Annotated in this window: 17 protein-coding genes; 9 read left to right on the plus strand and 8 right to left on the minus strand. The window is 60.6% G+C overall.

All coding sequences use genetic code 11. The features are described from left to right. Positions 1-168: 168 nt before the first annotated feature. From M0D64_RS26855 to M0D64_RS26875, 5 genes are all read left to right on the plus strand, one after another. Entirely contained in the window at positions 169-1,524 is a 1,356-nt protein-coding gene (locus tag M0D64_RS26855) for an epoxide hydrolase family protein (protein WP_266259942.1), read from the plus strand. 305 nt (positions 1,525-1,829) lie between these two features. Continuing rightward, positions 1,830-2,744 (plus strand): LysR substrate-binding domain-containing protein, encoded by a 915-nt coding sequence (locus M0D64_RS26860; RefSeq protein WP_266259943.1) that lies wholly within the window; start codon positions 1,830-1,832, stop codon positions 2,742-2,744. Between the two features lie 181 nt (positions 2,745-2,925). After that, positions 2,926-4,215, plus strand: coding sequence for a dicarboxylate/amino acid:cation symporter (locus tag M0D64_RS26865; protein WP_266259944.1), 1,290 nt, complete (start codon positions 2,926-2,928; stop codon positions 4,213-4,215). Continuing rightward, positions 4,212-5,690, plus strand: coding sequence for an aspartate/glutamate racemase family protein (locus M0D64_RS26870; RefSeq protein WP_266259945.1), 1,479 nt, complete (start codon positions 4,212-4,214; stop codon positions 5,688-5,690). The genes M0D64_RS26865 and M0D64_RS26870 overlap by 4 nt, the downstream gene beginning before the upstream one ends. Positions 5,691-5,710: 20 nt before the next feature. After that, a complete protein-coding gene (locus M0D64_RS26875) occupies positions 5,711-6,880 on the plus strand; it encodes an asparaginase (protein WP_266259946.1) in 1,170 nt (389 codons plus the stop codon). A gap of 89 nt (positions 6,881-6,969) precedes the next feature. Here the strand turns inward: M0D64_RS26875 and betA are convergent, their stop codons facing one another. From betA to M0D64_RS26890, 3 genes are all read right to left on the minus strand, one after another. After that, positions 6,970-8,661: a choline dehydrogenase gene (betA, locus tag M0D64_RS26880; RefSeq protein WP_266259947.1), complete on the minus strand. Its 1,692-nt coding sequence runs from the start codon at positions 8,659-8,661 to the stop codon at positions 6,970-6,972. Between the two features lie 43 nt (positions 8,662-8,704). After that, positions 8,705-10,231 (minus strand): cytosine permease, encoded by a 1,527-nt coding sequence (locus M0D64_RS26885; RefSeq protein WP_171929126.1) that lies wholly within the window; start codon positions 10,229-10,231, stop codon positions 8,705-8,707. A 104-nt stretch (positions 10,232-10,335) separates the two neighbouring features. Then, complete coding sequence (locus M0D64_RS26890; RefSeq protein WP_266259948.1) at positions 10,336-11,844, minus strand: aldehyde dehydrogenase family protein; 1,509 nt, start codon at positions 11,842-11,844, stop codon at positions 10,336-10,338. A gap of 280 nt (positions 11,845-12,124) precedes the next feature. On the opposite strand from M0D64_RS26890, the gene M0D64_RS26895 reads away from it, so the two are divergent. Further along, positions 12,125-13,051 (plus strand): LysR family transcriptional regulator, encoded by a 927-nt coding sequence (locus M0D64_RS26895; RefSeq protein WP_266259950.1) that lies wholly within the window; start codon positions 12,125-12,127, stop codon positions 13,049-13,051. 54 nt (positions 13,052-13,105) lie between these two features. Here M0D64_RS26895 and M0D64_RS26900 read toward each other — a convergent pair whose 3' ends face one another. Continuing rightward, entirely contained in the window at positions 13,106-14,248 is a 1,143-nt protein-coding gene (locus M0D64_RS26900; RefSeq protein WP_266259951.1) for a branched-chain amino acid ABC transporter substrate-binding protein, read from the minus strand. A 228-nt stretch (positions 14,249-14,476) separates the two neighbouring features. Between M0D64_RS26900 and M0D64_RS26905 the strand changes: the two genes are divergently transcribed. Then, positions 14,477-15,400, plus strand: coding sequence for a LysR family transcriptional regulator (locus M0D64_RS26905; protein ID WP_154559397.1), 924 nt, complete (start codon positions 14,477-14,479; stop codon positions 15,398-15,400). Positions 15,401-15,478: 78 nt separating this feature from the next. Here M0D64_RS26905 and speB read toward each other — a convergent pair whose 3' ends face one another. Beyond that, on the minus strand, positions 15,479-16,456 hold the full coding sequence (speB, locus tag M0D64_RS26910) for an agmatinase (RefSeq protein WP_266259952.1): 978 nt from the start codon (positions 16,454-16,456) through the stop codon (positions 15,479-15,481). A gap of 279 nt (positions 16,457-16,735) precedes the next feature. Continuing rightward, complete coding sequence (locus M0D64_RS26915; protein ID WP_266259953.1) at positions 16,736-20,053, minus strand: adenylate/guanylate cyclase domain-containing protein; 3,318 nt, start codon at positions 20,051-20,053, stop codon at positions 16,736-16,738. A 224-nt stretch (positions 20,054-20,277) separates the two neighbouring features. On the opposite strand from M0D64_RS26915, the gene M0D64_RS26920 reads away from it, so the two are divergent. Next, complete coding sequence (locus tag M0D64_RS26920) at positions 20,278-22,509, plus strand: SulP family inorganic anion transporter (RefSeq protein ID WP_266259955.1); 2,232 nt, start codon at positions 20,278-20,280, stop codon at positions 22,507-22,509. 118 nt (positions 22,510-22,627) lie between these two features. Next, entirely contained in the window at positions 22,628-23,173 is a 546-nt protein-coding gene (locus M0D64_RS26925; RefSeq protein WP_266259956.1) for an SRPBCC family protein, read from the plus strand. Positions 23,174-23,244: 71 nt separating this feature from the next. On the opposite strand, the gene M0D64_RS26930 is transcribed toward M0D64_RS26925, so the two are convergent. Beyond that, positions 23,245-24,000 carry a glucose 1-dehydrogenase gene (locus M0D64_RS26930; protein WP_171928679.1) on the minus strand — a complete coding sequence of 252 codons (756 nt, stop codon included), beginning with the start codon at positions 23,998-24,000 and terminating at the stop codon, positions 23,245-23,247. Between the two features lie 19 nt (positions 24,001-24,019). Further along, positions 24,020-24,616, minus strand: coding sequence for a gluconokinase (locus M0D64_RS26935; protein ID WP_266259957.1), 597 nt, complete (start codon positions 24,614-24,616; stop codon positions 24,020-24,022). Positions 24,617-24,634 lie beyond the last annotated feature (18 nt).

The following is a 24,634-nucleotide window of genomic DNA, read 5'->3' on the forward strand; positions in this document are numbered from 1 at the left end:
TTGAACTATGCTTCCAATACGGTAAACAATCCTCTTGGTTCAAGATGCTTCACACGTTCCACTACGCCCACACCGAGCGCGCTCGGTGTGGGCGTAGTGCGTTCAATCGCTCGTGAGATCACGCTGCGATTGATCGGGAACCTCGCTTTATCGCCCATCGGAAATGCCATGTCAGACACCATCCTTCCCCAATCGCCCTCTCGCCGTCGTTTTGTTAGTGTGGCAGCGGCGGCCGTTGCCGCGGGCTCGCTGAGTCAGCTCGCTTTTGCAGAAACGAATCCAGCGATTACTGAAGTTGCCCAGCCGGCCGGCGGCGACAAGACCGCTATTCGTCCACTTCGCGTGCATGTGCCGGAATCGCAACTGATCGACTTACGCAGGCGCATCAAAGCCACGAGGTGGCCTGACCGCGAAACCGTTACGGATGACTCGCAAGGTGTGCCGCTCGCGATGATTCAGGAATTCGCGCGCCATTGGGCGACCGATTACGATTGGCGCAAGTGCGAGGCAAAGCTGAATTCGCTGCCGAATTTCGTGACCGAGATCGACGGGCTGGGCATTCATTTCATCCACGTTCGCTCGAAACATGAAAATGCGATGCCGCTCATTGTCACGCACGGGTGGCCCGGTTCGGTCATCGAGATGTTGAAGATTGTCGATCCGCTGACCAATCCCACGGCATACGGGGCGAGCGCGTCGGATGCTTTTCATCTGGTCATTCCGTCTTTGCCGGGCTACGGATTTTCAGGCAAACCTACCACGACCGGTTGGGGTCCTGAGCGTACTGCGCGTGCCTGGGTCGTACTCATGAAGCGCCTTGGATACGAGAAATTCGCGGCGCAAGGCGGCGATCTGGGTGGCGTCGTCGCAAATGTGATGGGTAAGCAGGCGCCGCCGGAATTGCTGGGCATCCACGTCAACTTCCCCGCGACTGTTCCGCCCGAGATTGCAAAGGCGCTCGCAGCCGGCGATCCGCCGCCATCCGGTCTCTCGGACGATGAAAAGCACGCTTACGAGCAGCTAAGCAGTGCGGCCAAGAAACGGCGTGCCTATGCGTTGGAGATGGGAACACGCCCGCAAACGCTCTACGGATTGGCGGACTCGCCGGTTGGACTGGCAAGCTGGCTGCTCGATCACGGCGACGGGTATGTTCAGCCGGCGGCGGCGCTGACTTCGGCCGTGTTCGGGCGACCCGTCAATGGAGAATCCGCAGGCGACCTGACACGGAACGATCTCCTCGACGACATCACGCTCTACTGGCTGACAAACACGGGAATTTCCGCGGCGCGCTTCTATTGGGAGTCTCACTTCAACTTCCTCGCCGCTGCCGATGTGTCCGTCCCGGCTGCCGTAAGCGTCTTTCCTCGCGAGAACTATCAGGCCCCGCGAAGCTGGACGGAGCGCGCGTATCACAACCTCATCTATTACAACAGGCTCGATAAAGGCGGACACTTTGCGGCATGGGAACAGCCGCAATTATTTGCCGAAGAGGTTCGCGCCGGTTTGAGGCCGCTGCGCAAATAGCGGATCATTCCCCGCCTTGGACCGACCTGGATGGCCGCACTGAGCGCCGCTGCTGCGCACCATGTGCATCGACCCACCGCGACGGCTTCAAGTAACCTTCACTTTTTGGCCGGTTAACTGGAAAAAATGAATCTAAACGGCAAAAATTTGCCTGTTAGCAGGCAAGGCTCCCGGTGAATTGCTGGCGGAAAAACCCTGATTCGCATCGCAATGTATTGCAGAGGAGGCTAAGCGAGTGTCGAGCCCGCGTAGAATCACCCACTCGTTTCCAGCCACGCACACTCTCCGCACACATCGGACCCGACATGGAAATCAAGTGGATCGAGGACTTCATCGCGCTCTCCCAATATCAGAGCTTCTCGCGGGCGGCGGAATTTCGTAATGTCACCCAGTCGGGGTTCAGCAGGCGCATTCAGTCGCTTGAGCAGTGGGTGGGCGCGGACCTCATCGACAGAAGCAGCTTCCCTCCAACACTGACGCCTGCCGGACAACTGTTTCGGGAAGCAGCGGTAGATATTCTTGGGAAGCTGTTCGATACGCGAGCCATCATTCGCATCGACCAACGCATGGCGGGCAAAGGCTTGCAGATTGCAGCAGGCCATACGATCGCGCTAAGTTTTCTGCCTACCTGGTTAAAGGCACTCACTGCCCGTTTCGGCGAGGTACGTGCGCGGGTGATACCCACCAATGTCCATGACTCCATCCTGATGCTCGTGAACGGCAACTGCGAATTGATGTTTGCCTATCATCACCCGGAGCTGCCTCTCCATCTCGACCCAATCAGGTACGAGCATCTCACCGTAGGCGTCGATGTACTGATGCCTGTCTGCCGGCCAAACCCTCGTGGCGCTCCCATCTTCCGGTTGCCGGGAACGGCGGCGCGTCCATTGCCGTTGATTACGTACACGGAAACCAGCTATTTCGGCCGCTGCCTCGCACTCCTCCTGAGCCGGGTCGACGCCACCCCGGCTTTGCGGCCTCACTACGAGTCCGACATGGCCGAGGTCCTCAAGAAACTGGTCCTGGAAGGCGAAGGCGTTGCCTGGCTGCCCAAAAGCTCGATCGTCGCCGAGCTCGACGCGGGCGAACTCGTCCCGGCCGGCCGGGATGCGTGGCATCTCGAAGTTGAACTTCGCGTCTACCGGGATGCCTCGAATCGCAGCGAGTTTCTGGACACGCTCTGGCGCCACCTCCGCGCCGAATCGCAGGCTGTCGATTAAGGGTAATCCCGCGTTATGCGAGTCTCGCATATCCCCATGCAGGACCCGCATTGAGTCTTTTTTGATCGTCTCTATCATCCGTCCATACACAGAAACGTCGCTCCTCTAGCGGCGTTTTTGCCCCCTGCCAGCGTACGGTGGTCACGTCAGACCTTTGTGCGCCCTCCTCGGACTGATGGAAATGAAAAACCGCCTAACGTTCTATATTGTGGTCGGCATGGTGCTCGGCGTGATTGTCGGTTACGCGTGCCATCGGACCGTAGCCGATGCTGCGGAAGCCAAGACAATCGCCGGTTACTTCTCGATCATTACCGACATCTTCTTGCGCCTCGTGAAGATGATTATCGCGCCGCTCGTCTTCGCCACGCTGGTGTCCGGACTCGCCGGAATGGAAGGGACGAGCGACGTGCGCAGAATCGGCTTCAGGTCGGTGGGATGGTTCGTGTGCGCCTCGCTTTTCTCGCTCGCGCTTGGCCTCGTCCTTGCGAATGCGCTGCAGCCCGGCGCCGGCTTGCATATGACGCAGACCAGTTCCGATGTTGCCACCGGCCTCAACACCGCGGGTCTGAACTTCAAGGACTTTGTCACGCATGCGTTCCCTTCCAGCATCATCGACGCGATGGCTCGGAATGACATTCTTCAAATCCTCGTCTTTTCCGTGCTGTTTGGTGTGGTCCTGAGTGCCATCAAGACGGACCCGCGCGTCACACCGTTGATCGCAGGCATCGATGCGCTCGTCCCCGCGATGCTGAAGCTGACCGACTATGTGATGCGGCTCGCTCCGATTGGTGTCTTCGGCGCCCTTGCCTCCGCAATTACGGTGCACGGTCTGGACGTGTTGACCACCTACGGCAAGCTCGTCGGAAGCTTCTACCTCGGTCTCGTCCTGCTGTGGGCTGTGCTTATCCTCGTTGGCTACGTCTTTCTGGGCAAATCGATATGGAAGTTGCTAAAAGCGGTCCGGGAACCCGCGATGCTCGCCTTTTCTACCGCCAGCAGTGAAGCCGCTTATCCGCGCCTGACCGAGAAGCTTGAACAGTTCGGCATCGACAAGAAGGTCGTCGGCTTTACGTTGCCGCTCGGCTACGCGTTCAACCTCGACGGATCGATGATGTATCAGGCGTTTGCTGCGATCTTTATCGCGCAAGCCTTCGGCATCGACATGCCGCTCAGCGCTCAAATCATGATGTTGCTGGTGCTTATGTTGAGCAGCAAGGGGATGGCCGGCGTCGCAAGAGGTTCCGTGGTGGTGGTGGCGGCCGTTGCCCCGATGTTTCATCTGCCTCCGTCCGGGGTGGTGTTGATCCTCGCCATCGATCAGATTCTCGACATGGGGCGAACCGCTACGAACGTGATCGGTAACAGCATCGCGACGGCCGTCATTGCGAAGTGGGAGGCCAAGCGCGTTGCAAGGCAGAACGACGCAGAGAACAACGTTGTCCTGGGCCAACTGCAAGGCGAAACAAAATGATCAGCGCAAACGTGCTGAGCGGGAAGAGGTTCGGCGTGGTGGGCGGCCTGGGTCCACTGGCAAGCGCGGACGTCTTTTTCAAACTCGTCAAATCGACGCCCGCCTCGAGCGATGCCGAACACGTCGATGTCATTTTTGAGCAGCATCCCTTCCGAAGCGCGGCCATAGGGAGTGAGGCGACGACTCAACGGAAACTGTACATTTTCGACATGATTAGCGGCTTCGAGAAGAGGGGTGTGACGACCGTCGTACTCCCCTGCTTTCTCAGCCACACGTTTATCGACGAGCTAAAGGCCAACTCGCCGTTGCAGATCGTCGATATGGTGGAAGCCGTCCGCAGCCATGTCCGAAGAAAATTTCCGGCTGCACGGCGAATCGGTGTGCTGACCTCGGACTACACCCGTCGAAAGGGGCTATTCGAAAAGTATTTCGCGGAGCCGGAATTTGAAGTCATTCATCCCCGGCCGCGCGACAGTGTCGATCTCATCACCGAAGCCGTCTACGGCGCGAACGGCATCAAGAGCGGAAATCTGTCTGGCCGGCCCGTCGCGCTTCTGCGCGAGGCGTGCGAGGACCTCATCGCGCAAGGTGCACAAATCATCGTGCCGGGTCTGACGGAGATTGCGCTCGTGGCGGAGGAAATGGGCTCATTTCGAGTGCCACTGATCGATTCGAATCTTGCGTATGCGCAGTATGTGATTGCAGGCGAATACGGTTTGCCCGAATCCATTTTCAAAGTGGGCGTGGTCGGTGGAGTTGGTCCTGCAGCGACGGTGGACTTCATGCAGAAGATCGTACGCAATACACCGGCGAATCGGGATCAGGACCATATCAGGCTTCTGATCGAACAGAATCCGCAGATTCCCGACCGCACAGAAAACCTGATCGGTGACGGGCCCGACCCAACTATTTCGCTTTACGCGACCTGCAAGAAGCTCGAGTCGGGCGACGCGGACCTCATCGCTATTCCGTGCAACACCGCTCACGCATTTGTTGAACGGATTCAGCCGTATCTCGGCATACCGATCGTCAACATGCTGACGGTTACGGTCCGCCGTCTGCGCGAAACGTTTCCGCTGCTGCGCTCCGTTGGCGTGCTGGCCACCTCCGGCACGATCGCAAGCGGCGTCTACGAGAAAGCCCTCGAATCGCAGGGTTTGCGGCAAATCGTTCCAACCGCGGAATTGCAGGCCCGCGTGATGGATGCGATCTACGGCAAGGAAGGGGTAAAAGCAGGATTCACTACAGGGCAATGCCTCGATGACATTGCCGCTGCCATTGACGGACTCATAGCGGAGGGCGTCGAAGTCATCGTCCTCGGATGTACCGAGTTGCCGCTTTTATTGCCACAGACGAGTTTCGTGGGGACGACCGGCGCACGCGTCAGTCTCGTCGATCCAACCGATGTCCTTGCACAGCAATGCGTGGCCCTCGCGACGGCGGCCACGGAACGCCCCGTTTCTTTGCGCTGTTAAATCCTTTTAGGAGACTGGATATGAACATCAACACTACCCTTCAACGGGTCGCCTGCCTGCGCAAGCCGAACACAACGCTCACGGCTGCGCTTCTCGTCTGCGCTAGCTGCTTATGCGGCACGAGCGTGTGGGCTGCAGATGCCACGTCTGATAGCGCGACAGCCGCCGAGGCGACGAGTTCGGCAACCGGATCGCCCCGGATTCTTGTTCTCGCAACCGGCGGCACGATTGCCGGCACAACTGACCCGCGGTCGGCCATTGGCTACAACTCCGGAAACGTCAAAGGCCAGGAACTGGTTCGGGCGGTTCCGGGCATTGAAAAACTCGCGAGCATCAACTCCGAGCAGATTTCCAATGTCGGGTCGCAGGATATGAACGACGAGATCTGGTTCCGGCTTGCGCGCCGTATCCAGGAAGCCTTCGATCGAAACGAAGCAGATGGGATCGTGATCACCCACGGCACGGATACGATGGAAGAAACGGCATTCTTCCTGCAAAACGTGGTGCGCTCGGACAAACCGGTGGTGCTTGTTGGGTCAATGCGGCCGGGTGGATCGACGAGCGCGGATGGACCCGGCAATCTTTACGAAGCGGTGGAAGTCGCCGCGAGTCCGAAATCCCGAGGCAGAGGTGTGATGGTGGTCATGAATGACCAGATTCACGCGCCACGCTGGATTACTAAAACCAACACGACTGCCGTGCAGACTTTTGCGTCGCCGAATGCAGGTGTGATTGGCTATGTCGACCCGGCGAGCATTCGTTTCGTCGCGCCTGCACCGGTGCCTGTGCTTGCATCAACACGCGACGTGCTTAGCTTGCCGGCGAATGGCCACCTGCCGCGTGTAGAAATCGTTTATGCGCACAGCAATATGGACGGCGCCCAGATCGACCACGCTATTGCCGATGGTGCGAAGGGGATCGTATTGGCGGGCGAAGGCGATGGCGATGCGTCCAAGGAAGCACTGGCCGCCCTCGACCGGGCGGCGAAGAAGGGCATTGTCGTCGTCCGCTCGACGCGTGTAATGTCTGGATTCGTCAACAGAAATGTGGAGGTCGAAGACGACAAGCGCGGCTTCGTCGTCTCGTTCGATCTGAATCCGCAAAAGGCGCGCTTGCTCACCCAGCTACTCGTCGCAAACGGCATCACTAACCCCGGCAAGGTTCAGCAGGCCTTTTCGGCTGCCTTTTGACCGTCGTCCGGCAAGCTCTGATTAGCGGCGTGCGCCGCTAATCAGGCAGCGCACGTCGATGCCGCTCGACGTTGTCGCCGTCAATCGACCTATCCGACATGCAAATCACGAGTCGGCGCATGCGTGCGTTGCCGCGTCTCCCACCCCTCTGCCAAACCCACATCGGCGTCGGACGCGGGCAACATGGACACCGCGCGAACCAGGTCCGAAGCGCGTTCAGCGAGCATGATCGTCGGCGCGTTCAGATTGCCATTGGGTTCGGTCGGGAAAACAGATGAATCGATGACTCGCAAGCCTTCGATGCCGCGAACCCGTAACTCGGAATCGACCACAGCCATGTCGTCCTCTCCCATGCGACATGAACCGCAAGGATGCATCGTACTTTCAAGGTTCGCCCTGACGAAGGCATCGATCTGTTCATCCGTTTGCACGTCCGGTCCAGGAGCGAGTTCAACATCACGAAAGCGGTCCATCGCCGGTTGCCCGATGATCTCCCGGGTCAAGCGCACGCAGCGTCGAAAACCTTCCCGGTCCTCTTCCCGATCCAGGTAGTTGAAGCGGATCTCCGGATGCGTATAGGGATCGGCCGACACCGCTCGCACGTGGCCCCGGCTCTTCGGCTTGTTCGGCCCGGTCAGCACCATGAACCCGTGTCCTTTGAACGGCTTGTCGCCGTCATAGCGCATGGCGGCCGGCAAGAAATGGAATTGAATGTCGGGCCAGCGCAACCCGGCTTCGGAGCGGATGAATCCGCCCGCCTCGAAATGGTTGCTGGCGCCCAGACCATCCTTGAAAAGAAGCCAGCGCAATCCAATCATGAATTTGCTAAACGGGTCCATTTTCGCGTTGAGCGTGACAGGCTCCTTGCACGCGTACTGGATATAGATTTCCGCGTGATCCTGAAGGTTTTCGCCGACTCCGGGCAGGTGGTGCCGAACCTCGATCCCCGCTTTCCGCAGTACGTCGGCCGGGCCGATTCCAGAACGTTGCAGCAAGTGCGGCGAACCGATAGGACCGGAGGCGATCAATACCTCAGAACGGCACCGCGCGACATGCGTGCGTCCGCCTTGATCGTATGCGACCCCAACGGCGCGCTTGCCCTCGAGAATCACGTGACGTGTCATCGCATTCGTCACTACGGTCAAATTCGGGCGCTTCATTGCAGGGCGCAAGTAGGCGTTCGCGGTCGACCAGCGCACACCATCCTTGACGGTCATGTGCATTGCCCCGAAACCCTCCTGCATATGGCCGTTGCAGTCCTCCGTCTTGATGTATCCGGCTTCTGCCCCTGCCGCGATCCACGCACCGTACAGCGGATTCTCCATGTTGTTGCCGTTGTTGGTGCACAGCGGCCCCTCCGCACCCCGGTACTCATCCCCCCCGAACTTGTAGCTCTCGGCCCGGCGAAAATAGGGCAAACAGTTGCGATAACCCCAACCTCGCGCGCCCAGTTCCTCCCATTCGTCGAAGTCGCAAGCGTGGCCGCGAATATAGACGAGGCCATTGATCGACGACGAACCTCCCAGCACTTTGCCGCGCGGACAATGCAACTGGCGGCCATTCAAATGAGCCTCGGGCGCGGTCTGATAACGCCAGTTGTACTTGGCCGTATTCATCGGCATCGAAAACGCGCTCGGCATCTGAATGATGACGCTGCGATCGCTGCCGCCGTATTCCAGCACAAGAACGCGGACCGCCGGGTCCTCGGTAAGCCGGTTGGCCAACACACATCCGGCCGATCCGGCGCCCACAATGATGTAATCGAATTGCTCGGTAACCATGATATTTTCCTGATTTCCAGATCTTGACGGGGTCGTCCGTATTTCAGTAGCGACCCTTGTCGCCGGTGGTGTATTGCGGTGATGTCTTCTCGATATGAGCGATCACCGATTCCTCATACTTCAGATCGAGCGAGCGCGACAAGGCGTAGTAGGCGATGCCCGAGACGAACAGACCGACCAGCCACGCCAGATCGACGCTACCCATGGCACGCGCAAGCGGGCCGACATACACCTCGTTTGAGCCGTCGAGAACACAGAAGAACGGAATCATCGCGACAAAGCCGATTGCGTATGCGATCAAACCGCGTGCACCCCATGTCCCGTACAGATTGTTGTGAGGCATGAAGAAGTGCGGAATGGCATAGCGACCCTTGCGGACGAAGAAGTAGTCCGTCAGATTGACAGCGGTCCAGGGCACGAGAAAATACAGCATGACGACGAGGTAAATATTCAGGACGGAGAGTCCCTTACCCGAGGTATAGATGCTGAGCGCAACACCCAACTGAAGGATCACCACAAAGAGAATCGCCAGAATGCGAGCCTTGGGCGTCGGCTGGACTTTATGGAACGAATCGAGTGCTGTGATGGCCGTCAATTTGGCGCTATAGATGTTCATTGCGATCACCGGCAGAAACGCCAGAATCGTGACGCCGACCACAACACTTCCCATCCCCGGCGCCAGGTCGTTACCCACCTGACTCAATGCGACCAGCACATCGGTCGCGTGCAGATGGTCCGCGAGCCAGCCGCCAATCGCGATCATCCACGCACCCGACAGGGATGCGCCGAGAAACACAGCCGCGATCAGCTTGCCGCTCGGCGTGTTTTTCGGCAGGTAGCGCGAATAGTCGGATACATACGGCGCGTAAGCGATGTTGTAGCTGGCGGCGGCCGCGAATTGCGCAATGAACGCAATCCAGTTGAAGCCCAGCGGTGGCGTCGGTGTCACGCCCGGTGCGACAGCGGCGAGGGGCACGTCAGGCACCCAGTGCATCAGGACGGCCACCGTGACCAGACCATAGAGGGGAAGCGACAGGTACAACGCCCATTTGAAACTGCGGTGCATCCAGTCGTGGCCGAGAATCGCCAGAACCGAAGCCGGCACGGTCACGGCCAACGCCACCTTGACGGGGTCCCAATTGAACAAGGCTTTGAGACCTTGCATCATCAGCACCAGGTTGACGATGTTGAATCCTGCAAACACGAATAGCGTCGCCAACAGGACGACGATGACCCCGCGATAACCGAATTGCGCTCTCGACTGGATCATCTGCGGCAAGCCGAGATGCGGGCCTTGCGAGCCGTGAAAGGCCATGAACAAGGTGCCGAACATGATGCCAAGCGTACCGGCTATCGTGGTCCACAGCGCGCTCAGACCAATGCTGGGACCAACAAAACCGATGGTCATGGTGAAGAATGTGAAGTTACCCAGAAACCAGAATGGCCCCTGCCTGGACAATCTGTCGGTTCTTTCGCTATCCGGAATGAAATCGATCGAGTGACCTTCGATCGCGCCATGCTCGACGCCAACTACCGTGCTTTTAACTACTTCGTCTGTTGCTTGCATCATGTACCCCTGACAGCAATGAGAGGTTGATGGAATAGATTTGATCCGGCATGCATGCTGGCCGCGGCGCCACGCTCGTCTGGAGACGCCTCCGGCGCATTGACGGTTCAGTGCAGCGTGATCCAGACCGCCTTGCTCTCCATCAGATGATCGAGTTGCTCGGGGCCGAGGTCTTTGCCAAAGCCGGATTCCTTGAATCCGCCGAACGGCATCGAAGGATCGATCGTGCTATGGGCATTGACGTAGACGGTACCCGCGCGCAGTTGCGGGATCAGTTTGTGAACGCGATTCAGGTCATTGGAGTAGATCGCGGCAGCAAGACCGTATGGCGAGTCATTCGCCTGCGACAACGCATCGCCCAAATCGTCAAAGGGCGTGGTCACCAGCACAGGTCCGAAGATTTCTTCACGGACGATCTTCATGTCGCTGCGGCAATGCGTAAAGATGGTCGGTTCGACGAAGTAGCCTGCCCGGTCCAACACGCGGCCACCATGCACGATTTCCGCGCCTTCGCGGCGCCCGGCTTCGATATAGGAAGCGACGCGATCCTTCTGCAGCGCGGAAACGAGCGGGCTGATGAAGCAATCGCGATCGAGGCCCGGTGCGATCTTCAACTTACGCGTGTGCTCGACTAGCGCGCCAATGAATCTGTCGTGAATGCCGCGCTGGATGTAAACCCGCGTACCCGCGTCGCAGACCTGTCCAGAATTGAAGAAGACGCCGTTTGCTACGGCCTGGGCCGCCGCTTCGATGTCTGCGCCCTCGAGCACGAGTACCGGCGATTTGCCGCCCAGTTCGAGTGTCATACGTTTGATGCCGCCCACAGCCGCTTGCCCGACAGTTCGGCCCACCTCGGTGGAACCGGTGAACGTGATCTTGTCTATGCCCGGATGAGCGGCCATAGCGGCACCAATTTCGCGCCCTCGCCCCGTTATGACATTCACGACGCCATCCGGAATTCCAGCCTCCTGCACCAACTCTGCGAAGCGAAGTGTGGACAGCGACGTGAGTTCGGCGGGTTTGATCACGGTCGTACAACCGGCAGCGAGCGCCGCCGCAACCTTCCACGCCATGGTTTGCAGCGGGAAGTTCCACGGCACGATAACGCCGACCACGCCGACGGGCTCCTTGCGCGTGTAAGCAACGTATTCACCAGGCAGGGAGGGCTCTACCGTACGGCCGTGGAGCTTCGATGCCCAACCGGCGAAATAGCGGAAGGTGTCGATCGTGCCTTGTACGTCGACGTCACGCGCATTGGCAACAGACTTGCCTACGTCGATCGATTCGATCTCGGCCAACTCCGTTGCATTCGCTTCGATCAGATCGGCGAGGCGATGCAGCAGTCGTTCGCGCTCAAGGGGTTTGAGCTTTCTCCACGGTCCACCGTCGAACTGCTTGCGGGCAGCGTCGACCGCACGATCCAGATCGGTGGTCGTACCCAGGGGAATGTGCGTGATCACGCCCGCGGTAGACGGTTCGAGCACTGTGCAGGATTCGCGATCGCCTTGTGGCACCCAGGCACCGCCAATTAACATCTTCTGCGGCCGGGTGAGAAAGCGTTGTGTCTCTTCCCGGATGCCGAACGTCTCCAGATAGTTTTGTACGACCTTGTCCATCATTGTCTCCTGTCTTACGGATTGACTGCTATTCGGCCTCTCATGGGCCGGTTTCGTGCAGAAAGGTCCGCCTGTTCCTGGCACGTTTGTTCGTGGATCCTGCGTTGTAGCCGACAGGTTCGGCCGTTCAAAAGCGACCGGGGTCCATCGATATAAACGCGGCTTGTGGCAGCGCGGTGTTTTGAGAGACTATGGACGACAAGGCCGGGGGTAAAAATCACGTGAATCAGATGTTCATATCGGGAATACCGAAGCAAGTGGCGCAAGGAGAGCAACGACCGTGATCCAGTTGCAGGACGTGGACCTCAAGCTACTGAGGGTTTTCATGACGGTGGTACGGTGCGGCGGATTTTCCGCTGCCCAGGCGACCCTGAACGTTAGCCAGTCGACAATCAGCGAGCAAATGACAACGCTCGAAACGCGCCTCGGACTCAAGCTTTGCGAGCGGGGCCGGAGCGGATTTCGCCTCACCGAACACGGCGTGGCCACTTTCGAGGCAGCGCAACGGCTGCAGGTGGCGGTAGAGAGCTTCTGTGTGGATACCGACGCGCTAAAAAAACACGTCTCAGGAAAGCTGTACCTCGGCATCATTGACAACACGGTGACCGACTCGGCCTCGCCGCTGCCGCAGGCGCTGCAAGCGTTTGTATCGAGAGGGCACGACGTGCATCTGGATGTCTACGTCGGCACGCCCGCCGAACTGGAAGAACGTGTGCTGGACGGCCGGCTGCATATCGCAGTCGGGCATTTTCCGCTTCACGTGCCGGGGCTGACCTACACCGACCTGTATTGCGAACCGGACGGTCTGTATTGCGGGAAGGGTCACGCATTCGCAGGCCGATTGCCTGGCGACGCCGCGCTCGACGAGGCCATCGCTTCCAGCCGTGTGGTAGCGCGAGGGTATCTTCAGCAGCACGACCTGCGAATGCTGAAAGTGAGCAAAGCCGCAGCAACCGTCGACAATATCGAGGCGCAGGCCATCCTTATTTTGTCGGGCGCCTACATCGGATTTCTGCCGATTCACTACGCCGCCCGTTGGGTCGCGCGCGGCGAGATGCATCAGATCTGCCCGGCGCAGCTCGGCTCGCATTGGCCATTTTGCGCGATCACGCGGCGGGCCGCCGCGCCGCCTACCATCCTGCAGGTCTTCATGATCGACCTGATGGAAAGCTACCGTATGGTTCAGCGGACGGCACCCATCGCATAGGGCTACCGCAGCGTCGTGCGGCACGACCCTTCGCCATGGTTGGGCGAGATGAACCTACGGCTGCGTCGACGCCAGCGGCGTAGGCTCACCATTTCGATAGCTATAAATCGTGATTGGCGAGTCCGTCAGGTCGCGGTTTCTGTCAAACCGGTAGTGCCCGGAAACACCATGAGAATCGATGCCGGCGAGCGCGGCACGATACTGAGCCGGTTCGATCGAATTGGCTTTCTGCATTGCCTGCGCCACGATATTCACGCCATCGTACAAGGCCGCGCTGTAGGTCAACGGATCAGTATGAAAGCGTTGCTTGTAGTCCGCCTTGAACTGACGACCCTCAGGTGTCTGATCGAGCACCGGGCCGCCTTGTGGGCAATACACGCGTGTATCGACCGCATCGCCGCCGAGTTTCGCCAGTTCGGCGTTGCACATGGCATCGCCGCCGAGGAGATAGCCGTTCATCGCAAGGCGCTTCATCTGTTTGCGCAGCGCACCGGCTTGCGCGTAATAACCGCCGTAGAAAATCCCTTCCGCGTTCGCGCCCTTGACGTGTGTGAGGATCGAGACGAAGTCGGTCGCCTTGTCGGTCGTATATTCCCGATCGACAATCTCGATGCCGTTGGCTTTAGCGGCATTGACGAATTCATCGGCGAGGCCCTGCCCATATGCGGTGCGATCGTCAATCACCGCGATGCGCTTGATCTTCAGTTCCTTTGCCGCAAATTCACCCATCCGGCTGCCCAGTTGCGCATCGCTGGCGGAGATGCGAAACACGAACGGATAGCCGTGTTGCGTGATCGACGGATTCGACGCGACGGTCGCCATCACGATTCCGGACACGTTCACCAGGTTTGAAATCGGAATCGCGACCCCCGAATTGAACGGCCCGAAGATGACCTTCACGTTGGCGTCGACCAGGCTTTGCGCAACCGTCATGCCGGTACGCGGATCGGCGGCGTCATCCTGCGAAACCAGTTCGAAACGGGTTTTCTGGCCACCGATCACAAGCCCCTGTGCATTCAGACGCTCGATCGCCATCCTGACGCCGTTTTCGTCGTCCTTGCCGATGGCGGCCTGCGGACCGGTCAAGGGTCCGGTCAAACCGATTTTGACCACCTGCTCTGCCGCCGTCGCGCCCACCGACACCATGCTCAAAGCGACTGCTGCCAACCAGCTTGCACCTGCGTACGGCTTTTTCATCGTGCTCTCCTCACATCATGACGTGCCTGACCGCCTTGCCGCCGGAAGTGGCGAACGCGTGGCGCTTCGGCACAGAAAACATCGCTTTGGGGCCGCACTGTCCGTATGCCTTCGCCGAACGTTGGGCAGTGGGGTTGACAGCAATTCTGTGTAGCCAAATTCCTCAATAAAATGCACCATTGATGAAACACATTTCGGCAATTCCCGAAGTAATCGAGAGGCGGCACGATGCAAGTTCAGGACACGGATCTCAAGCTGTTGCGGATCTTCGAAACCATCGTGCGATGCGGCGGTTTCGCCGCGGCACAACCGATTCTCAACATTGGTGCATCGAGCATCAGCGAATACATGTCGCAACTGGAGACCCGCCTCGGGCTGCGCTTGTGTGAACGCGGACGCGCGGGTTTTCGCCTCACGGAAGAAGGCGCGGAGTTGCACGCCGCCGCGCAACGTCTGCTCGGTGCCGTCGATACGTTTCATATGGAAGCTGGCGCGTTGCGCAATCAGCTTTCCGGCGTGCTGCGCTTTGGCATGATCGAAGCGACCTTGACCGACAAATACTCGCCGCTGCCGGCCGCGATTCGCGAGTTTGGCCAGATGGCGCCCGAAGTCCGCCTGCACGTGCAGATCGACACACCGGGGAGCATGGAGCAGCACGTGCTGGACGGCCGCCTGCATCTCGCCGTGGGGCCGTTTCCCGCGCGTATCCCCGGCCTCGACTACGTGCCGCTCTATCGCGAGGAACAGGGGCTTTACTGCGCGTCCACCCATCCGCTGTATGAGCGGGCAAGCGGACGCGTGCCCGTTGCGGTGCTCAGCAAACAGCGGCTCGCTGCCCGCGCGTATCTCGGCAACCAGGAGCTCAAGCTGCTGCGCATGCCGCAGGCCGCAGCCTCGGTCGACAACGTCGAAGGCCGAGCCATGCTGATCCTGTCGGGCAACTACATCGGCTTTCTACCGCCCCACTACGCGCAGCCTTGGGTAGACGGCGGTCTGTTGAGCCGCATCGATCCCGAGCACTATGTGACACATCTGGACTTTCAGATCATCACGCGCAAGGGCGGCGAATCGGCGCGGGTAGTGCTGGCCTTTTGCAACCAGTTGCGGGTTGCGGCCAAACAGGTGAGCCGCGCCACGCGGAGCAGCAAATAGCGCGCGCCGCGTTATGCGATTGCGGTCCACGATGAGCGTGACCGGCAATCGCGTTCGCATGGCGTAAGAGAATCCCGTTTAGCGGGCGAGGTTTTGCTTGACCTTGCGTCGATGCATCACGCGGCCGATCGTGTTCAGCAGCAATTGCGCCGCCAGAATCGAAGTCGAACCGGAATGGTCGTAGTCCGGCGCGACTTCAACGAGATCGATACCGATCACGTCACCCTGCTCGGCGAGTCCTGCGAACAACTCGAGTCCTTCGTAATAGAGCAGGCCACCGTGGCTCGGCGTGCCCGTGCCCGGCGCGATCGACGGATCGAAACCGTCGATATCGATCGTCAGGTAATAACGCACGCCCTTGGGAATACGGTCCAGAACGCCCTGGATGCCGAGGCGCCGCAGGTCGCGCACCGAGATGATGTCCGAACCCATCTCGCGCGCCTGTGCGTATCCTTCGCGTGCGGTGGACGACACGTTGCGGATGCCGATCTGCGTCATGCCCGACACCACGCTCTTCTCCGCTGCACGACGCAACGGATTCCCATGGCCGTGACGCACGCCGTGACGCTCGTCGACGAAATCGAGGTGGGCGTCGATATGGACGATATGAAACGGCTCCTGACCTTCGAACGCATTGATGCAGGGAATGTTGATCGAATGATCGCCGCCCATCACCACCGGCAACGCGCCCGCCGCCAGGATCTTGCGCACGCCGTACTCGATATTTGCGTGGCTCTTCTCCGTGTTGGTGTGCACCATGTCCGCGTCGCCGATATCGACGATCCGAACTTCGTTGCTGGGCAAATAGACGACGTCGTCTTCGAAATCGTATGCGCCGCCATGACCGAACGAAAACAGGGTCGACGCATCGCGAATCGAGCGCGGGCCGAACCTGGCGCCTGCCCGCCATTGCGTACCGCAGTCGAAGGGAGCGCCCATCACCGCGACATCCGCGTCGATCTTGTCCCAGTCAAGACACAACGGAGACTTCGCGAACGTGCAGATTCCAACAAACGGCAAATTCAGCCGACCTGTTTCGTAGCTGTTTTCAGACATGCTTATCTCCGTCCTGTTATGGATTCAGCTAGGTGCGGCGCACGCGCTACTGCCGTCTTCACGGCAGCAACGCCCGTTATGACGGGCCAGCGGTTTATCTGGAACGGAGTCTAGGCAAACAAATTCAACGGGAAAATGCCAAACATGAGAAATGCACTTCGGAAGATTCCGAAGCAATGTTACAGCGCGGCAGGCACTCCGCCACATCGTTACGCACGGGTGGCCCGGTTCGGTCATCGAGATGTTGAAGATTATTGATCCGCTAACCAATCCCACGGCCTACGGCGCGAGCGCAGCGTCCACCGCAGGCAGATAGCTGTTGAAGCCGGCTTCCACGAGGGCTGCACGCACACGCTCGAGTTCGCGCTGCATTTCTTCACCAACGTGGTCTTGCTGCGCGCGAGCGAGGACGCGGCCGCGCGCCACAAACAGGTCCGCCCAAGGCAGCGGCTCGGCACGCGTATAGCCTTCGAGGGCAGCGGCATAGCGCAGTGCGCCAGCCGCGTCGCCGGCGGACATCATCGCTTCGATGGCGTCGCGATAGAACCACAGATGATTGTGACCAACCGCGCCGCGGTCCAACATGTCGGCGCCTTCGGCGAGCAGACGCACGCGTTCGCCGTCGTCCTCGACGGCGCGGCTCAGTACGCCCACCGCCTTGGGGGCGCTGAACTGCGTGCCTACCTCGCGGCAAATCGCCAGCGCTTCACGCAACAATTCCGTGGCCTCACGCCGATGGCCGTTCGCGAGCAGCACACGCGCCCGCATTTCCATATTTTGTGCCTCGAAGCGGCGAGCGCCCAGTTGACGGATGATCAGCTTCTCGCGCTCGAGATGGGCGAGCGTAGCCTGCATGTCGCCCAATTCGTAGCTGGCAAAGGCACCCAGCGTTTCGCACAGCATCTGCGCACGTGGCTGGCCGACCAGCGCAGCAGTGCGTGCAGCGGCGCTGACGTCCTCGTGCGCCAGACGTGCCTCGTTGAGATAGATCCTGCTGAAGCCCGCCATCGAACGATTCGCGACCTCGATGCGGCCGAAGCCGTGTTCGCGGCTTAGCGCAACGCACCGGCTGAAGTGCTCGAAAGCAGTGCGCATGCGCCCTTGCGCGTAGGCCGCATCCGCAAGGCCGCCAAGCGCACGCGCCTCCGCTTCCGGCGCGCCGAGACGCCGTGCATAGGCGAGCCCGCGCTCATGTTCGGTGCAACAATCGTCGATCCTGCCAAGCGGAAAGAAGATGTTGCCGCGCAGGTGATGCAGGCGCGCAAGTTCAGGCACCTGATCCAGGCGTTGCGCCACTTGCTGGGCCGCGTCGAGCAGCGCGAGGGCTTCGGAGAGGCCTTCGCTCACCCGCAGACCTTCGGCGAGCCCAAGCTGGGACTGGCAGAGACTCGCTTCGTCTGGCGCGGCAGCCACCGCCGCACGGTACGTCGCGATCGATGCGGCGATGTCGCCGAGATCTCGTTGGAGTTCTCCCCTGAAACAGATCAGTGCGTGGCGATCCCTATCCGTTTGCGCGATCTGCTGACCTCGCTCGACGAGCCGCAATGCCGCGTCGGCAAAGTAAGCTGCGCGTTGTGCGATCGCGGCGTCGAGGTAGGCCCGCGGTGCCCGCTCGTCCTCGGCGCGATCGAGATGCTGGGCGCGCAGTACGGGGTCCGTCGCCGCAAACCAGTCGGCGGCAAGACGATGCAACTCGCGCCGGCGTGCCCGCAGCAATGTCGAGTAAGCGCTCTCCTGGATGAGCGCGTGGGCAAACAGGAAATCTTCGCCCTCCGGCAAGACGAGTGCGTTGGCGACGAGCCCGTGACAGACGTACTCCGGTGCATCGATCAGCCGCCGCAGCAAGGCAAGACCAAAGCGCTGCCCGATGACCGCGGCAGCCTGGAAGGCCTCGCGGTCGCGCGCAGTCAACCGGTCCATGCGCGCCAGCACGAGGCTCTGGATCGTCGCGGGGACCGCCTCCTCACTCCCTTCTTCGGCGTTATGCAGGAGCTGTTCGAGGAACAGCGGATTGCCGCCGGCTCGCTCGATGCAGGCACGCGCGATACGTTCGGTCGCATCGATAAAGCTGCCGGCAAGGTTCAGCGCCTCGTCGCTGCGCAATGGGCCAAGGTCGATCGTGGCGAAGGGCGTGCCGCGGCAACCTGCCCGCCATGCCGCGTCGAGCGGATCGCCGTCCACGCGCGAAGTCATCACAAGCAGGCCCGGGCCGTTCGCGATCGCTACGGCGAAGGCGGCCAGGTAACCGAGCACCTGAGGGTCCGCCCAATGAAGGTCTTCCACGACAATCATGGTGGGCCCGCGCCGGCAGACCTCCTGCGTGATCGCCGCGGCAACCGTGCGCTTGCCGCGCGTCCGAGCGCTGTTGTCCATCGCGTTGTACAGCGTGCGCCCTTCCCCGGTTTGCGCAAGGTCGAGGATGTCGTGGAGAAACATCAACTGATCCGGGCCGACGGCACCGGACGTGGCAAACCGCTCGGCGGCCGCGCGTCGTTCGTCGGAGCCGGCCGCGGGCGGCAGGCCCAGCAGACTGCCGACAATGGTGAGAATGGGGTCCTGGCCTTTGCCCACGCCGAAATCCAGCACGAGGCCGCGGTGGCTGGCAAAGCCCAGTGTTTCGACGAAACGGCGCATTTCATCGACCAGCCGCGTCTTGCCGATGCCCGCCTCACCGCGGACATAAACGACGTGGCCGGCTTGCTGCTCGAGGCACGTGCGGGCGACGCCCTTGAACTGCTCGAGTTCAGCCTTACGGCCGACAAACACGCTGCGGCTCGCCATGACGGGTTCAAAGGCGAGACCGCGCAGACGCCACACCTGCACCGGCGAGTCGATCCCCTTGAAACGCATTGCGCCGACGGCGTCGCTCATCACACCGTCACCCAGCGCGCGATGCACGCTATCGGAGAGCAGCGTTTCCCCGGGGCCGGCGGCGGCAACCAGCCGGGCGGCGAGGTTCACGGAGTCGCCGAGCACCGTGTAGTCCTGAACATCCGCGCGATCGAGCGGCCCCGCGACCACCTCGCCGCTGGCGATGCCCACATGCGCCCTCAGCGGAGGCGACCCATGCTCGCCCAGTCCGTTAAGTGCCTCATGAATCTCCAGCGCGGCACGCGTCGCGCGCAGCGGATCGGTATCGTGTGCGCGCGGCGCACCGAAGATTGCCATCACGGCATCGCCGATGTGCTTGTCGATCGTGCCGCCGTAACCGAGGACGATCCCATCGACGAGCGCGGTGTAACGACCTGTCAACTCGCGCAATTCTTCAGGATCGAGCGTCTGCGACAGCGCGGTGAAACCACACAGATCGGCGAAGAGGATGGTGACTTGCCGGCGCTCGCTGGCCGGCGCGTTCACAGCGGGCGGCGCTGCGCACAATGCAGCGCCGCGCTGATCGGCAATCGCCGCCAGCAGGCGCTTGCGGTGGCCGAGCGAGAGGACACCGAGTTCTTTCAGGTCCGCGTCGCCGAGTTGTGCCAGCATCGCGAGATCGATGTCGTTCCCAACAAATGCGGGTGCATATTGCTCAAGCCCCAATGCATGCAGCCACTGATCGATATCCATCGCCGCCGCCCAATCCGGTGCGTGTACGAACACGCATGCTGCGTCGCAGCTCGTTGCCGCGCGGGTTGTCGACCGTATGCCCGAACCGGGCCGCGTCGCCCGAACAATCATACGAATCGGCGCACCGCCTGGCGCCGCGCTGCGACGGGCGCAACGTATTCCGTGTTCAAGTCCTTCCCGCCTAAAATACAGTGTACGTCCAGCGTGAAAGAAACGGCCACCGGGCGAGATTCCATCCGCCCTCACCGGGAAGCACCGTGAAGCCAGCTACCACAGGTTCCTCGCCCGTAGCCCACTCCGGGCCACGCTTCACGGGCCTCGTCGGGGACCTGTCGGCCGGCATGGTGTCGACATTGGTCATGCTCTGCTACGCAATGAGCCTGGGCACCCTGATCTTCAGCGCGGATCTCGCCCGTTACGCGGTGCTTGGCGTACCCACGGCCTTTATCAGTTGCGTAGTGACGGCGCTGGTGATCGCTTTGACGAGTTCGATGCGCATGAACATCGCCGGCCCCGACGGCAACGCGACGGCGTTTCTTGCCGGTGTGGCGGCCGGCGTCGCGAGCAGCGTGCGCGCTAACGGCGGTACGCCGCAGACAATTCTGCTGACGGTGCTGATCGCCATCGCGCTGTGTTCAGTGGTGACAGGCGTCATTCTGTATGCGGTCGGTTCGTCGAAGCGCAGCCGTTCCCTGCAATTCCTGCCTTATCCGGTCGTAGGCGGCTTCCTTGCCGGTACGGGCTACCTCCTGCTAGCCGGCGCGTTTCGGGTCGTGACCGGCGAGCCCTTGAACTGGCACACATTGGCGCTGGTGACACACCTGAACTGGCTGGCGTGGGCACCCGCTGTGCTGGTGTGCGCGTTAGCCACGCTCCTGTCGCGCACATGGAAACACGCTGCGGCGCTGCCGATCACGCTTGCATTCGGCGTCGCGCTGTTTTACCTGCTTCTGCTTGCTGCAGGCTTGTCGATCGACGACGCCCGCAACACGGGATTATTGCTTCCGCGCGTGGCGCTGCACGCGATACGGATTCCGGAGCTGCATCTGCCGGCATCGCTGGCGCACGGGGGCGTCGACTGGTCGGCCATCGCTGCGCACTTGCCGGAGACACTCATGGTCACGTCGATTTCGGCAATCACGATCCTGATGAATTCGACGGCGATTGGCGCAGCCACGGGCGAAGACATTGACCTGAACCGCGAAATGAAGGCGGCCGGCATCGCCAACATCGCGAGCGGGATGTTAGGCGGGATGGTCGGTTATCAGTCGTACAACCGATCGATGCTCAACGCACGCGCGGGTGCGACAAGTCGTATGGCAGGCGTATTCGCCTCCCTCGCGTGTCTGTTCGTGCTGGCCGTCTCGCCGGACCTGGTGGCGCTATTTCCGGTGCCGGTGCTGGTCGGGCTGCAGCTCTTCATGGGACTGCGCCTGTTGATCCAGTGGCTAGTAGGCGCATATCGCCAGCTCAACTGGTATGAGTATCTGCTTGTACCGCTTATTCTGGGCGCTATTGCGTTCTACGGCGTCGTCCCGGGGGTGGTGGCCGGCGTCATCGCCGCCTGTGTGATGTTCGCCCTGCTGTACGGCCGTATCAGTTGCATTCGCATGGAGTTCGATGGCAGTACGCGCACATCGAATGTCGAGCGCAGTATCGAGGCAACCGGACGGCTTCACGAACTAGGTGCACGGGTGTGCGGAACGTGTCTGCAGGGCTTCCTCTTCTTCGGCACCGCCAATTCGATCTTGCAGCGCGTGCGCGAACGGCTAACCCGGCACGGGCCGGTACCCGTTCGCTTTGTCGTGCTCGACTTCGCTTCGACCAACGGCCTGGACGCGTCGGTATCGGTCAGCTTCGTCAAGCTCAGGCAACTGTGTGCGACGCTCGATGCTGACCTGGTGTTGACGGGGCTGCCGGCACGCTCGCGTGACCTGCTCCTGAAGACCGGCACGCTGAACCTCCGGATCCACGAGTTCGCTTCGCTGGATGCTGGGCTGGAATGGGTCGAAGATACGCTTCTCGCGTCGGATCCACGCGCGCTGCCGCGCGGCGAAGAGGATTTCCACGCGATGCTCGCGCCGCATTTCACGCCGCGCGCGCTTGAAAGGCTGTTGGCCCTTCTGGATGTGCGCGAGCTTGACGCGGGGCAGCCGGTGTTCCGTCACGGCGAACCGGGGGACGCCATGTACTTCGTCGAGCGCGGCCGTGTCACCGTCTTGCTGCGGCTTGCTGACGGCAGATCCCTCAGGTTGCGCTCGTTCGGACCAGGTACGATCGTCGGCGAAATGGCGGTGTACACGCAGCAGGTGCGCAGCGCGGATGTGCTTGCAGAGGGTCCCGCGCGTGTCCGGCGTTTGACGCTCGAGTCGTTGCGTGCGCTCGAGCAGGACGATCCCGAGACCGCGCAGCAAATTCATCGTTTTGTCGTCAAGGTCATGGCGTCACGGCTGGCTGTTGCGGACGAGGCATTGCGCGCGGCGCATTGACAGGCTCGTTCGATTGTCACGCACTGACGCGAGATGAACACTCCCCAACCAGATTACCCTTGATCAGGCACGCTGCAGTACGGTGTCGTCGTCCTGAGTATGTGGAGTACAAGTCGCCATGAAAAAACGTACCCGGTACGTAACGGCAATATTGGCCGCACTCGTTGTTATCGGGTTGCTCTTTTTGCCGTTACCGCAGCAGGTTGGGCTCGACACCCGCATCGTTACGGTTGCGTCGATTCAACGTCCCTCCAAAGTCGTGTTCGACTATGTCACGACACCCGCTCACTGGCCAGCCTGGCATCCATCGTCACTCGCGGTCAGTGGCGCCGTTGACCATTCGCTCGATCTGGGCGAGCAGGTCGTGGAGGAGTTCCGTGTGGCGGGCCGACGCGGCAGCGTGGTGTGGACCGTCACTGCGCGCGAGCCTCCAGGCAAATGGAAAATAGACGGAAAGATTGAAGGCAGATCGGCTGGCACTGTCACGTATTTACTGACATCTGCCGCGAGCGGAACACGCTTCGAGCGAACGTTCACTTATCACGCGCTGTCGTTGTGGTTCGCGATACTCAACTGGCTTGTTCTGCGCGCGCGGATTCAAGCGGAATCCGACACGGCAGTGTTGCAACTTAAGGACCTTCTGGAAGTGACATCGCAGCAATAGCAATCTTGCTCGGCTCGCGCTTCAACTTGCAGTATTTCGACAAGCCACGATCGCCCGATACGAACCAGCCCCTACAGCGTGGCCGTCACGCCGCCATCCACGTAAAGGATATGACCGTTCACAAAGTTCGAAGCGTCGCTCGCCAGAAACACAGCAGCGCCGACGAGATCTTCCACATCGCCCCAGCGGCGCGACGGCGTGCGTCCGATCAGCCAGTTGCTGAACGTTTCATCCTTGACGAGTGCTTCGGTCAGCTCCGTCTTGAAGTAGCCCGGCCCAAGTCCATTGACCTGGATGCCATGTTGCCCCCAGTCGATTGCCATGCCTTTCGTCAGCATCTTCACTGCGCCTTTGCTCGCCGTGTAGGCCGCGATGTTCGGACGGCCCAGTTCGCTTTGCACCGAACAGATGTTGACGATCTTGCCGCGCTTGCGAGCAATCATGTGCCGCGCGACCGCCTGGCCGACCAGGAACACGCTGTCGACGTTGGTCTTCATCAGTTCTTCCCATTGAGCATGGGAAAACTGTTCGAGCGGCGCACGGCGCTGCATCCCGGCGTTATTGACGAGAATGTCGATCGAACCGATTTCGCGTTCGATATCGGCGATCGCCGCATCGACCTCAGCGGCCGACGTCACGTCGAAACTCGCGGCATGAACGGTCGCGCCTTCATCGCGCAAACGGCTGACAGCCTCTGCCAGTCTCGTCGCGTTGCGACCATTCAGAATCACTTCAGCGCCAGCACCTGCCAATCCTTTGGCCAGCGCATAACCGATACCCGTACTCGACCCGGTAACCAGAGCACGACGCCCCGACAGATCAAACATCTTCAGATTGTTGTTCAACTCAACTCCTCTTCGACTCTAATTCGTCCGACTTCCATCCAGCACCGTCCGGCGTACCCAGCCATTGCATGACCTCTCTCAGACCGCACGCGCTGTGCAGCGAAGCGGAAAGGTGGAGCACACCATCTTCACCTACAGGTGACTCGAGCGTTGCGAATTGATTCGCCACCAATGTCGCTGGAAACTCATGATCCAGCCGCCTGGAAACCCGTGCAACCGCTGCGGCCAAGGTGATGTCGAGAAACACGAATCTCAGCCCGGCGACACGCGCGCGCATGCGCTCCCGATAGCGACGTTTCAATGCGGAACAGGACAGCACGGCCGTCCTGTGCATATCATCCACCTGCTCGGCGAGGCGGTCCAGCCACGGCTCGCGGTCACTATCGCACAACGCGATTCCGCGGCACATCTTGTCACGGCTTTCCGCCGAGTGATGCTCGTCTCCTTCGATGAAAACGCCCTCCAGCGCTACGGCCAACTCGCGTGCAAGTGTCGACTTGCCCGAACCCGACACGCCCATCACCACTATTTTATGTGTCACGTTGCACAATCCAGCTACGTTGTCCCGGCACGCGATCCAAGGAATCGCGCCGGCCATTCAACCGGCAGCGGTGCA

Origin of the sequence: Paraburkholderia sp. WS6, from assembly GCF_030464835.1 — a bacterium.
Taxonomy (GTDB): domain Bacteria; phylum Pseudomonadota; class Gammaproteobacteria; order Burkholderiales; family Burkholderiaceae; genus Paraburkholderia; species Paraburkholderia madseniana.